The following is a 12147-nucleotide window of genomic DNA, read 5'->3' on the forward strand; positions in this document are numbered from 1 at the left end:
TGCTGGCGATGAACGCGGCCGTGCCGATCCTCGCGCAGTGGGACGACCACGAGGTGACCAACAACTGGTGGCCCGGCGAGCCGCTGACCCGGGCCGAGCACCTGCGGAAGAAATACGTCGACCCGAACGTGCGCGCGCTGGAGGTGCGGGCGTCCCGCGCCTTCCACGAGTACATGCCGATGCGCTTCGAGCCGGCCGAGCCCGGCCGCATCTACCGCACGATCGCCTACGGCCCGCTCGTGGAGGTGTTCATGCTCGACATGCGCTCCTATCGCGGGCCGAACGGCGAGAACCGGGAGACCGCCTACGGGCCGGATTCGCATTTCCTCGGGCCCGTCCAGCTCGCCTGGCTCAAGCGCGCGCTGCTGGAATCCCGCGCCACCTGGAAGGTGATCGCCGCCGACATGCCGCTGGGGCTCGTCGTCACCTACGACGGCGACCGCAAATTCGGCTCCGAGGCGGTGGCGCAGGGCGACGGGCCGCCGCTCGGCCGCGAACTCGAGATCGCCGACCTCCTGCGCTTCGTGAAGGCCGCCGGCATCCGCAACACCGTCTGGCTCACCGCCGACGTGCATTACACGGCGGCGCATTACTACGATCCGAACAAGGCCCGCTTCCAGGACTTCGACCCGTTCTGGGAGTTCGTGTCCGGGCCGCTCCACGCCGGCACCTTCGGCCCCAACGCGCTCGACGACACGTTCGGGCCGCAGCTGCGCTTCGCCAAGGCGCCCCCCGACGGCCAGGTGAACCTGTCGCCCGCCGCCGGCTACCAGTTCTTCGGCCACGTCGCCGTGGACGGCCGGACCGAGCAGATGACGGTCACGCTGAAGGACGCGGCCGACGCCGACCTGTGGCACGTCACCCTCGACCCGGCCCGCGCCTGAACGGGGACCGGGCGATCCTGCCTCGGGCGATCCTGCCTCAGGCCATGGTGATGTAGTCGCGCAGGGCCTGGTGTTCGGCCTCCACGGCGGCGATGCGGGTCTTGACCACGTCGCCGATCGAGACGAGGCCGACGAGCTTGCCGTCCTCGCAGACCGGCACGTGGCGGAAGCGGCCCTCGGTCATCAGGTGCATCACGTCCTCAACGCTCGTGCTGCGCCGGCAGGTGACCACGTCGGCGGTCATGTGCTCGGCCACCGGCGCGTCGAAGGCCGCGCCGCCGAGCTTGGCCAGCGCGCGCATGATGTCGCGCTCCGAGATGATCCCGGCCACCGACCCGTCCGGATGGCAGACCACGAGCGCGCCGATGCGCTTCTCGGCGAGCAGGTGGATCGCCTCGTCGAGGGTGCGCTCCGGGGTCGTGGCGACGATGGAGCCGCCCTTGTCGGCTAGGATGCGTGCGACGGTCATGAAGGTCCTCCCGGGACTTGGAAGCCATGCGCGCCGTCGGCCCGCGACGCGTTCATAGGCCGGGACGCGGCCGGGTTGATCCCGCCTCGCATCCGCCATCGTCGCGAGTGTGTGGCGGATGCGGTGCGATGGCAAGGCCAGCGTCCAGGAGCGTCGGCGCTGGTCGGACGATCGTGTCCCGTGCCGGGGCCGCGGTGCGACACGCGGGGATCGCCTCGGGAGGCCGACGCGGGGCTATCGCCCCTCGCGCGCCCTCGGATCGACGAAGGGGAACATCAGGAAACCGACGACGAAGCCGCCGAGATGCGCGTCCCAGGCCACCGCCGCGTTCTCGGCCCCGAGCGGCAGGCTGATCAGGCCGAAGAGCAGGTTCGTCGCGAGCCAGATCGCGAGGAACGCCACCGCCGTACGGTTGCGCAGCAGTTCGGGGATCGTCTCGGCCGGCCGGTGCGGCGGCAACTGCCAGGGCTGGGTGCCGTAGCCCGAGACGGGCGGCTGGAACACGAAGCGGGCCGCCGCCGCCATCAGCGCCGAGACCCCGGCCGAGGCGCCGACCAGGGGCGCGGTGCTCAACGGGTCGATCGCCACGTGCAGCGCCCCGCCGGCCACGGTGCCGGCGGCCCCGATCAGGCCGTAGCGCCACGCGCCGCAGCGCCGGGCCACCGGCGAGCCGAAGGCGGCGAGCCAAACGCTGTTGAAGATCACGTGCAGCCACGAGCCGTGCAGGAGCGCGTAGGTGGAAAAGCCCCACAGGTTCGCGGAATGCTGGGTCAGCACGTAGCGGGCGAAGGCCTCGCGCGCGGCGGCGAACGCGGCATCGCCGGCCTCGCCCGCCGCCCGGATCGCCGCCTCGGCACGGGTCGGATCGAGCCAGACCGTCCAGCGCGCGGGCACCAGGGCGAGGTCGAGGACGACGCGGATGTCCCAGGTGTCGGGCAGGAGGAACGCGCGCACCGCGTGGATCGCGAACAGGAGCCCGATCGAGGCGGTGACGACGCCCGGCATGTTGAAGACGGGCACGCGGCTCTGGCGCGGGAAGTCGGGCGAGGCATCCATCGCGCCACATGTCGGCGCGCCGCCGCGCGCGGCAAGGGCCTGCGGCGCACGCGACCCCCGGAACCGGCGGCCGGGAACAAAAAAGGGAGGCGGCCCGGCAACGGGCCCCCTCCCTGAAGCGAAGGACCTCCTGACGCCCCCGCGCGGGGCGTTGGACGCCGCCCGGACCAGGGGACGGCTTGGCGTTTTCCGCCCGATCCCTCCGTGCACCTCGCAAAGGCGACCCGGAGGCGTGGCCGGCGCCCGGAATGCCGGCGCCGTCACGCGTTCGTGAACACTCTCCCTCACGGTGCGGCCGGATGCAACGTCAACCGATCCTTAACCTTGAGGAACGGTTACGCGAGCTTGGCCGTGAGCCCGGGCATGGGCTGTGCGCGGTGCGTGTGAAACCGCCGCCGGATCGACCGTAGGATGCTGCGGGTGTTCCGGATCGGCACCGAACCGCGCGCCCCTGCGCACCGATCCGGGACACCGATGAAGCATCCGACCAGCCGCATGCTCCACAGCTACTGGAACCGGATTCGCGGCGAGCGCCGTGCGCCCGAACGCGCCGAGGTCGAGCCGGGCGAGATCCGTCACCTGCTGGCCGACAGCCTGATCCTCGAACTCGACATGCCCCACCGCACCGCGACCCTGCGGCTTGCCGGGACACGGGTCTGCGCCCTGTTCGGCCGGGAGCTCCGAGCGCAGCCCTTTGCGGCGCTCTGGGGCGAGGCCGCCGCCGACCCCTGGCGGATGGTCGAGATCGTGGCCGGCGACGCGGTCGGCGTGGTCGCGGGCCTGCACGGCAGCAACGCGGCCGGCGACGGCGTCGACCTCGAACTCCTCCTGCTTCCCCTTCGCCATCGCGGCCGCACCCAGGCGCGGGCGCTCGGCACCCTCAGCCCGGTCGGGCCGCCGGCATGGCTCGGGCTGCGACCGCTGGTGCGCCTCGACACGACGTCGCTGCGGGTCCTGTCGGAACCGGGCGGGCCGGCCGCCGATGCGGGCGCGGAGCAGGACCGGCCGGGCTTCGTGCCCGCCGGCCGCATCGCACCGGAGGGTCCCGGACCGTTGGGCACCCTCCCCCCGCCCGCCAACGACAGCGCGCCGGTGCGCCGCGGCCACTTCCTGGTCCATCGTGGCGGCCGTGTGTGATCGCCATCGCGGAGCCGACATCGTCGGATCGCACGAAGGGTTTCGTCACGAAGGGTTTCGTAAAGTGCGGACAGCTATACAGCGAGTCCGACGATGAACGGTTGAAGCCAGCTTCGGAATGATCACGGCGCAGCCCCCCGACGGCACCACCACGCTGCGCCTCGCGCGGGCCTCCGACCTGCGCCGCCACCAGCGCGTGCCGGTCGCCCTGCTCGGGCGCTACATGCTGGCCGACCGGCGGGAATACCCGTGCCAGACCGTCGACATGTCGCCGGGCGGCGTGCGTCTGACCTGCGCGGTGGTCGGCGCGATCGGCGAACGCGTGGTGCTCTACCTCGAGCATATCGGACGGATCGAGGGCGTGGTCGTCCGTCATCCGACGGGCGGGTTCGCGGTCCAGCTCGCCGCGACCCCGCGCAAGCGCGACAAGATCGCCTCGCAGCTCACTTGGCTCGCCAACCGCGAGATGCTCGGCCTGCCCGAGGGCCGGGCCCACGAGCGCGTCGTGCCCAAGCAGCCGGCGGTGGTGGTCCGGCTGGAGAGCGGGCGCGAGATCCAGGCGCGCGTCATCGACATCTCGATGTCCGGCGTGGCTTTGACGAGCGTCACGACCCCGCCGATCGGCGCGACGGTCACCATCGGCCGCACCCCGGGCAAGCTGGTGCGCTACTTCGAGGGCGGCTTCGGCGTGCAGTTCCTGCTGCCGCTCTCGCCCGACCGCTTCCACGACGGCATGACGCTCTGATCCCGTCCTCCAAGCCGGTGCCGCGCGGGACGAACGCCGCGCTTCGTCCGTCGTGAACGGCCCTCCCCCGAGCAAAGCCGCACCGCACGCCGTCCTCCGGGGCGCCGCGCGTCGCGTCGGGTCCGGCATCCGGCGCCGTCGGCCGCGACCGGCCTTTCCGAATGCCTAACGCACTGCGGACAATCCGTCCGATCGCCGCAGCGTCCGGTTCGGACTGTTCCGATCGCGCCCCGCCGGCCCGCGGAATCGATAAAATTGCGCGGATCGGCTTCAGCGCCGCACAGGCCGGCCGGGCGCATCGTCACCCCATCGACGGAGGGTTTGGCGATGGGCCGGGTGTTCAGCAGCACGAGGACGGGAATCCGGGCGCTCGGCCTCGGACTGCTCGCGCTGGGCGCTGCCGGCATCGGCCGCGCCGAGGCGCAGGCCGCGCTGCCCGCCCCGACGATCGCCGCCGTACCGGTCGGCGCGGCCAAGCCCATCGCGGCGTGGGTGGTGTTCTGCCAGAGCTACGCCGCCGAATGCGCGCTCGACCGCGCCGAGCCCGCCCGCATCGTGCTGACGCCGGCGATCTGGACCCGGATCGTGGCCGTCAACCGCCGGGTCAACGCCTCGGTCACCGCCATCACCGACATGGACCATCTCGGCGTGCCCGACCGCTGGGACCTCGCCGAGGACGGCGCCGGCGACTGCGAGGACTTCCAGTTGCTCAAGCGCAGCCTGCTCGCCCAGGCCGGCCTGCCGCGCCGCGCCATGCGCATGACCGTCGTCATCGACGAGAAGGGCGAGGGCCACGCCGTCCTCACCCTGATCACCGACCACGGCGACCTCGTGCTCGACAACAAGACCAGCCAGATCCTGCCCTGGCACCGGACCGGCTACACCTTCATCAAGCGCGAGAGCCAGGACGCCGTCGCCTGGGTCTCGCTCGGCGGCGTCACATCGCCCGCAACCACCGCCAACCGCTGACGGCGTCAGGCCGCCCGCAGGGCGGACTCGGCCGGCGTCTCGTCGGTCATCGCGGCGTCCGCCGGCACCGGGCGCTGCGCCGGCCGGCGCAGCGCGTCGCGCCGCACCTGGCCGAGTTGCCGCTCGATGCGCCCGACGAAGCCGGTGATGTGGGGGGCGATGCCGCGCAGGCCCGCGAGGTCGCGCAACAGGATGTCGATCGCGAGCGCGCGGTCCGCATCGGTCGGCGCTTCGGAAAGCGTCACCTCGACCGCGTGCCGGGCGATGTCGATCGCCCCCGGGCCGCCGTTCTCGGCCAGAGCCCGGATCATGTGGTGGATCGACGGTTGCGACACGGTTGCGATGATCCCTGGCGGCGCCCTGGCCGGTTTCTTGCTGGGACCTTCGGCCCCGCGCCGTCGGCACGCCCCATGCCGCGGTCACAGTCTCAAGCCGCGGAAACGCGGCGGAATCAAGTGCCGATCGGCTGCGCAGGGCTCGCATGCCATCCGCGCATGAACGGTGCCGCCGCGGCACCACCGTTCCGGATCGGAACTTTCTTCGCGGACCAGGGTTAGCTTGCCCTTCATTTTTGATTGAGCTGCGTGCGAAGGCGTGTCAGCTTCGTCGCCTCAGCGAGCGGACGGCGGGGCATCGAGCATGCGGCACGCGATTGTCCAGGCGGCGGAGGCCCTCGACGGCATCCGATGGCGCGCGGTCGCGCGGCGCAGCGGCCGTGCCGCCGGGCTCGGCCTCGTCGGCACCATCCTGATGATCGGCGGGGCCTCGACCCAGCCGCACGCCGTCGCCGCGATCCCCGACCCGGCGACCGTCGTCGAGACCGGGCCTGCGGCCCATCCCGTGGCCGCCTGGACCGCGTTCTGCCAGCGCATGCCCGCCGAATGCACGGTCGATGTCCGGGAGCCCGCCTTCGTGCCGCTGACCACGGCCCTGTGGCGGACGCTGACGAGCGTCAACCGCCGGGTCAACGGCCGGATCAGGCCGATCACCGATCAGGCCCATTGGGGCGTCGTCGACCGCTGGGACTTCCCCGACGACGGCTTCGGCGATTGCGAGGATTACCAGCTCCTCAAGCGCCGCATGCTGATCGAGCGCGGCCTGCCGCGCCGGGCGCTGCGGATGACGGTGGTGATCGACGAGATCGGCGAGGGCCACGCCGTGCTGATGGTGCGCACCGACCGCGGCGACTTCATCCTCGACAACAAGACCAACACGATCCTGTCCTGGCGCAGCACCGGCTACGCCTACATCAAGCGCGAGGGCCAGGACGGGAAGGCCTGGGTCTCGCTCAACGGCGGCGGCTCGCCGGTGGCGACGGCCAATCGCTAATCATCATTGCGCGAAGCGGCCGCCGGTTCGCGCGAGAAGAACGATGCGTCACCCAAGAGATCGAAGCGGGATTTCGTTGGCGAAGCCACGAAAGCCCGCTTGGCGCACGTGCCATGATCCCTGGATCAAGGCCGCGCTCAGGCCCCGACGACCAGCGCCGCGAGATCGAGGGCGACGCGGCCCGACAGCAGGCTCCAGCCGCAGGCGATGATGGTGGCGAGCATGACGAAGGGGATCGGGCGGCGCTCGATCCGCCGCCCGCGCACGGTGTTGCGCAGGATGATGAACGGCGCGCTGAAGGCGAGCATCGGAAGGGCGGCGACCGCAGCCATGCCCCCGCGCTCGAGCAGGCTGAAGCTCGCCCGCCGCGCGGTAACCATCTCGAACGCACTGGCCAGGAGCCCGGACAGGGCGAGCCCGACGCAGAGCGTCCGGATCGCGTCGAGGGCAGCGGGGGTGGGTACCATGACGCGCTCCGTTGAGGACGCGCGCAGCCTAACCCGTCCGTTTACGAAACGTTAAGCACTTGTGCCGGTTAGCGTTAACCCGTGCACAGGCGGCACATGGATTCAGGCGTCCTCGAGGTCGATGTCGAGGATCGCCATGCGGAACACGAACGAGTCGTCGCCGTCCTCCTTGTCGTCGGAGATGACGCCGATCGATTCCTCGCCGATGAACACCTCGGCGGAATCGCCGCTCTTCATCGCGACGATGCGGATGTTGGTGTTGGCGAACTTGCGGCGCAGGTAGTCCTGCAGCTTCGCGACTTCGGGCTTGGTCACGCTGTCGAGCCTTTCGCGTTCTTCGTGTCGGGGCGAGCCCGGCGGCCGGGCCATCGCTTGCCACGCTGCTCGCAAGGGAGCAAGCGCGGCGGACTCTTCCGTGAAACGGCGTCAGATTCCCTCGGCCATGTGGATGAACTGATCCATGCCGACGAGCTGGTCCATCGCGCGGGCCGGCTCGGCGCAGCCCGCCGTGCCGACGACGCGGGCCGGCACGCCGACGACGGTGGTGTTGGCCGGCACCGGCCGCAGCACCACCGAACCGGCGGCGATGCGGGCGCATTCGCCGACCTCGATGTTGCCGAGAATCTTGGCGCCGGCCCCGATCATCACCCCGCGGCGGATCTTCGGGTGCCGGTCGGCGCCCTGCTTGCCGGTGCCGCCGAGCGTCACCGCGTGCAGGATCGAGACGTCGTCCTCGATCACCGCGGTGGAGCCGACGACGAGGCCGGTGGCGTGGTCGAGGAAGATCCCCCGGCCGATCCGCGCCGCCGGATGGATGTCGCATTGGAACACCTCCGACGAGCGGCTCTGGAGGTAGAGGGCGAGGTCGCGCCGCCCCTGCGTCCAGACATGGTGCGCCAGCCGATGCGCCTGGATCGCGTGGAAGCCCTTGAAGTACAGGACCGGCTCCAGCGCGCGGGAGGTCGCCGGGTCGCGGTCCATCACCGCGACGATATCGGCACGGAACGCGTCGCCGATGCGTGGCTCCTCCTGGATCGCCGCGTGGAAGGCGTGCGCGACGAGCTCCGCAGGCAGCGCCGGATGCCCGAGCCGCGCGGCGACCCGGTGCGCGACGGCGCCCTCCAGGGTGGTGTGGTTCAGGATCGTCGCGACGATGAAGGAGGCGAGCTGCGGCTCCTCGCGCAGCACCGCGTCCGCCTCGCCGCGCAGGCGCGACCACACCGGATCGCAGGTGCCGGCGAGGCCGTCGGCGACGGGGCGGCCGAGGGCGGGGCTGGCTGTCATGAACTTGCTCCTCGGTGTCGAAGACGTTTGGATGTCGAAGGCGCTTGGATGTCGAAGGCGTTTGGGGCTCGCCCCGGGCGCGACGGGCTCCATCGGCCCGCCCCGTCACGCATCGATGGCTGTTCGGTCACGGGTCCTGCGAGCGGCCTGCGCTTGCCTTGAGCCCTTGCCCCACGCCTAAGCGTGGTGCGGCGCCCCGCCCCGATCAAGGGATTCCATGGGACAGGGGGCCCAGGTCGAGCTCAGCAGACCTGTTGCTGCGGCGCGCCGAAGCGGGCCTTGATCGCCCGGGTCAGGCGGTCGACCATCACCGGCACGGGCACGTCGGAGGTATCGACGGTCGTCGAGGCGCGGGCGTAGAGCGGTTCGCGGCTGGCGAGCACGGCGCGCAGTTCCAGCATCGCCGAGGCGTGGTCGCCGGTGGTGACGAGGCGGCCCTGCTCGCGCACCCGCTGCATGTGCTCCTCGGGCCGCGCCTTCAACCAGACCGTGAAGAAGGCCTGCAGCAGCAGGTCGTAGGTCAGGGGCTCGGCGACGATGCCGCCGCTGGTCGCGAGGATCAGCGGGCCGGGATGCTCGGTCAGCCGGCGAAGCGCCGCCTGCTCCAGCCGGCGGTAGCCTTCCTGCCCGTAGATCGCGAAGATCTCCTGGACCGACAGGGCGTTCTCGCGCTCGATCTCGGCGTTGAGCTCGATGAACGGCCAGCCGAGGCGCTCGGCGCTCAGGCGCCCGAGGGTGGACTTCCCCGCCCCGCGCAGCCCGACGACCGCCACGCGCGGGCGCGGCGTGCCCTCTCCGCGCGGGCCGCCCGACAGGGCCTCCTTGGCGGCTGCGATCTGGGCGGGCGAGGCCTGCCCGAGGAGGTCGCGCACCACCGGCCATTCCGGCACCGCGTCGTTCCCGGTGATGAGGTCGTCGAGCCGCACCCCCATCGCGTCCGCGACCCGGCGCAGCAAGATGATCGAGACGTTGCCCTGGCCGCCCTCGAGCTGCGCGATGTAGCGTTCGGACAGGCCCGAGGTCTGCGACAGGAGTTTTCGCGACAGCCCGCGCACCGTGCGCGCATGGCGGACCCGGCGGCCGAGATCGGACAGGAAGCGTGATTCTTGTTCCACCGCGCCGGTCATGGCGTCGTCTGCTTTCCCGTTGATCCCGAGCCGGAGCGCCGCCCGTTCGGCTCTCGCCACGCAAACGATGCGGCGCGGTCCTCGCCCGGGACGGATCAGGGCCAGACCCGATCTGCGCGAGGACGATCGGCGCACCTCTCTGCCGCCGGCCTAGCGTCGCGAGCGCGAGAGGCGCGCGCGGGCACGATGCGCCGGAGCCGGATTCTTGCGCGACGTCGATCTGCCGAATCCGCGGCCTCGTATGTGTTGCGCTGCGGTCCTGCGGTCAAGCCGCCCGCGCGCATGCCGTGTGCGCAACGGCCGCGCTGTCTACGGGTCGGAGGCGAGCGCCGTGGCTTCGAGCACCGTCTCGGCCGCCGGTGCCCGGCGCGGGGCGGCGGGGCGGACGAAGGCGGCGAGCCTTTGGGCCGAGGGACGGCGCGGCGGCAGCGGGACGGCGATGGCCTCCGCGGCTGCGGCTTGGCCGGGGTCCGGCTGGGTCGCCGTCGTCTGGCCGGACGACGATAGCGGCGTCGGCGCGATTCCGGAGAGGTCGGCGGCCGAGCCCGCCACCTGCACGGTGCCGGCGAGCGCCGCCGGGCGGCGCGGAGGCAGGGGCACCGCGACGGCCGGCGCCACGACGACGGGCTCGGCCTGCGCCGCCGCCGGGTCCTCGCCCGGCCGGAGGCTCGCAACCTGTACCGCCTCGCCGCCGCCGAAGGCCGCCGGACGACGGGGCGGCAGCGGCACCGCGACCGTCTCCGTCGGCACGGCGGCGACGGTGGGAGCGTAGGCCAGCGCGACGCCGGCGGCCGCGAGGTTCGGGTCGGCGGCGGGCGCCCCGGTGAACAGGCTCGCCACCGCGCTCGCCGAGGCCGCCACCGGCGCCACCACCGCGGCGACCTCGCTGGAGATGCCCTGGCGCTTGGCGGCGTAGTAGTAGCCGCGGTTGTAGTAGCCGTAGGCCTGGGAGACGTTGCCCTGGGCCGTGCGGTAGGCGCCGGCAAGGTAGGCCACGCCGTAGCGAAGGTTGGTCTCCGGGTCGAAGAGGCCGGCGGCGTCGCCGTGGTAGCCGAGGCCGCGCGCGGTGGCCGGCTTGATCTGCATCAGCCCCAGCGCGCTGCCGCCCTTGGCCTGCGGGTTGTAGTTGCTCTCGCGCTTGACCACCGCGTGGACGAAGCTCGCCGGCACGCCGTTGGCCTTGGCGTGCTGCTCGATCAGCGCGTCGATGTTGTCGCGGGCGCCCTGCGCGATGGCCGGGCCGGCCACGACCGCGAGCGCGGCGGCCAGGAGTAGGCGTGGATGCATTCGCGAGACCCGGTCCGGCTTGTCCTGGTCAAGCTAGGTCGGGGCCAAATGCGGCCGGAAAGCGGCCCCGATGCGGTGGCTCGCGGGCGGCGGGACGGGGCCGGCGGCTTGTGCTCCGGCTGCCACAGGCGGGCTCCGGCGCCGAAGTCGGGCGCCTGCCGGCGTCCGCGATCCCGCCGGCGGCGTTCGTGCCCGCCGCAGCGCCGGCTGCCGCCCTCACCGCGTCGGCGGCACTGCCCAAGACGATAAACAGGCAGGACGATCGACAGGCAGAACGATCGACGGGGCGCGCGATCGACAGGCAGCTGCGGGACGCCATCGCGCGCCGGACTCAAGGCTCTTGTCCGTCTCGACGGGCGTGCGTCGACATCGGAGACCACCCGAGCGATCGCCCGTCCGCTCATGCCCGCTCCATGCCCGTCTCGCCTCACTCAGTCCCGCGCACCGTCCTCGGCGCGCACCTGCGCAACGATGCGGTCGGCGATGACCTCCGGCGCGTCGGCGATGCCGACGACGATCGGGTGCTCGTCCGCGGCCGGCGGCTCCAGCGCGGCGAACTGGCTGTCGAGCAGCGCCGGCGGCATGAAGTGGCCGTGGCGCTCGGCCAGCCGCCCGGCGATCAGCGCGCGGCTGCCGTCGAGGTAGACGATCCGCACGCGCCGCGAGCCGCCGGTGAGCACGTCGCGATAGGCCCTGCGCAGGGCGGAGCAGACGATCACGCCCGATTCGCCCCGCTCCAGCCGCTGCCGAATCCAGACGGCGATCGCCGCGAGCCAGGGCGCACGATCCGCGTCGTCCAGCGCGAGGCCCGCGTGCATCTTGGCGACGTGCTCGGGGGTGTGGAAGCTGTCGCCGTCGACGAAGATCCAGTCCAGCCGCTCCGCGACGCGGGCGGCGACCGTGCTCTTGCCGGAGCCCGACACGCCCATCACCACGAGGACCTGCGCGGACGGGCGCATCGCGTCGGCGTCTGGCATCGGCCGGCTCACGGGCTGCGGGTTCCGGGTTCGAGGGGCCGGTTCCCTGCAATAGGCGATCGTTCGCGGAAAGGAAGCGGCCGCGACGATCGTTGAGGGCGCGATCCGTCCCGGGCGGGGTCGCGGGCCGGGGCGGCCGGGCGCGTCCGGCAGCGCCGCCATCGCCCGCGGATGCGCCGCCGGGGCGGCGCGATGTGCGCAGCGGGGACGAGGCCCGCCGTTCGGGCCTGCGTCGCGCACTGTGACCGCCCCGCTACGGACAGGGGCCGGCGATTGGGCTAGGCGTCGGGGCCACGAAACCAACGGGCGATCCTGGATGCGCGTTCTCCCCCTGCTCCTGTGCACTGCGCTCGCGGTGTCGGGCTGTACGGTCCTGCCGGGTGCGGGTCCGACGGCGCGGGCGGTCGAGGCGGGTT

Annotated in this window: 14 protein-coding genes; 5 read left to right on the plus strand and 9 right to left on the minus strand. The window is 72.4% G+C overall.

The window, feature by feature from the left end:
- On the plus strand, window positions 1-884 hold an 884-nt coding region (locus ACFE86_RS17105; protein WP_375456531.1), incomplete at its 5' end, for an alkaline phosphatase D family protein.
- Window positions 885-921: 37 nt separating this feature from the next.
- Here the strand turns inward: ACFE86_RS17105 and ACFE86_RS17110 are convergent.
- Window positions 922-1353 (minus strand): CBS domain-containing protein, encoded by a 432-nt coding sequence (locus tag ACFE86_RS17110; RefSeq protein WP_375456532.1) that lies wholly within the window; start codon window positions 1351-1353, stop codon window positions 922-924.
- Between the two features lie 234 nt (window positions 1354-1587).
- Window positions 1588-2409: a rhomboid family intramembrane serine protease gene (locus ACFE86_RS17115; protein WP_375456533.1), complete on the minus strand. Its 822-nt coding sequence runs from the start codon at window positions 2407-2409 to the stop codon at window positions 1588-1590.
- Between the two features lie 474 nt (window positions 2410-2883).
- Here ACFE86_RS17115 and ACFE86_RS17120 point away from each other — a divergent pair, with 474 nt between their 5' ends.
- The 3 genes from ACFE86_RS17120 (at window position 2884) to ACFE86_RS17130 (ending at window position 5260) form a co-directional block, all read left to right on the plus strand.
- Entirely contained in the window at window positions 2884-3546 is a 663-nt protein-coding gene (locus tag ACFE86_RS17120) for a PAS domain-containing protein (RefSeq protein ID WP_375456534.1), read from the plus strand.
- 118 nt (window positions 3547-3664) lie between these two features.
- Complete coding sequence (locus ACFE86_RS17125; RefSeq protein ID WP_375456535.1) at window positions 3665-4291, plus strand: PilZ domain-containing protein; 627 nt, start codon at window positions 3665-3667, stop codon at window positions 4289-4291.
- A 327-nt stretch (window positions 4292-4618) separates the two neighbouring features.
- A complete protein-coding gene (locus tag ACFE86_RS17130; RefSeq protein ID WP_375456536.1) occupies window positions 4619-5260 on the plus strand; it encodes a transglutaminase-like cysteine peptidase in 642 nt (213 codons plus the stop codon).
- Window positions 5261-5265: 5 nt separating this feature from the next.
- Here the strand turns inward: ACFE86_RS17130 and ACFE86_RS17135 are convergent, their stop codons facing one another.
- Window positions 5266-5595 (minus strand): hypothetical protein, encoded by a 330-nt coding sequence (locus ACFE86_RS17135; protein ID WP_375456537.1) that lies wholly within the window; start codon window positions 5593-5595, stop codon window positions 5266-5268.
- A gap of 304 nt (window positions 5596-5899) precedes the next feature.
- Between ACFE86_RS17135 and ACFE86_RS17140 the strand changes: the two genes are divergently transcribed.
- Complete coding sequence (locus ACFE86_RS17140; protein ID WP_375456538.1) at window positions 5900-6589, plus strand: transglutaminase-like cysteine peptidase; 690 nt, start codon at window positions 5900-5902, stop codon at window positions 6587-6589.
- A 137-nt stretch (window positions 6590-6726) separates the two neighbouring features.
- Here the strand turns inward: ACFE86_RS17140 and ACFE86_RS17145 are convergent, their stop codons facing one another.
- From ACFE86_RS17145 to ACFE86_RS17170, 6 genes are all read right to left on the minus strand, one after another.
- Complete coding sequence (locus ACFE86_RS17145) at window positions 6727-7056, minus strand: DUF6949 family protein (RefSeq protein WP_375456539.1); 330 nt, start codon at window positions 7054-7056, stop codon at window positions 6727-6729.
- Window positions 7057-7158: 102 nt separating this feature from the next.
- Window positions 7159-7371, minus strand: a complete 213-nt coding sequence (locus ACFE86_RS17150; RefSeq protein ID WP_375456540.1) for a DUF3126 family protein — start codon at window positions 7369-7371, stop codon at window positions 7159-7161.
- Between the two features lie 111 nt (window positions 7372-7482).
- The gene (gene cysE / locus ACFE86_RS17155; RefSeq protein ID WP_375456541.1) at window positions 7483-8340 is read right to left on the minus strand and encodes a serine O-acetyltransferase; all 858 of its coding nucleotides are present in this window, start codon (window positions 8338-8340) and stop codon (window positions 7483-7485) included.
- A gap of 242 nt (window positions 8341-8582) precedes the next feature.
- Window positions 8583-9467 carry a helix-turn-helix transcriptional regulator gene (locus tag ACFE86_RS17160; RefSeq protein WP_375456542.1) on the minus strand — a complete coding sequence of 295 codons (885 nt, stop codon included), beginning with the start codon at window positions 9465-9467 and terminating at the stop codon, window positions 8583-8585.
- Between the two features lie 309 nt (window positions 9468-9776).
- A complete protein-coding gene (locus tag ACFE86_RS17165) occupies window positions 9777-10754 on the minus strand; it encodes a transglycosylase SLT domain-containing protein (RefSeq protein ID WP_375456543.1) in 978 nt (325 codons plus the stop codon).
- 431 nt (window positions 10755-11185) lie between these two features.
- On the minus strand, window positions 11186-11731 hold the full coding sequence (locus ACFE86_RS17170) for a gluconokinase (RefSeq protein ID WP_375456544.1): 546 nt from the start codon (window positions 11729-11731) through the stop codon (window positions 11186-11188).
- Window positions 11732-12147 lie beyond the last annotated feature (416 nt).

The organism is uncultured Methylobacterium sp. (assembly GCF_964244095.1).
In the GTDB taxonomy this organism is placed as follows: domain Bacteria; phylum Pseudomonadota; class Alphaproteobacteria; order Rhizobiales; family Beijerinckiaceae; genus Methylobacterium.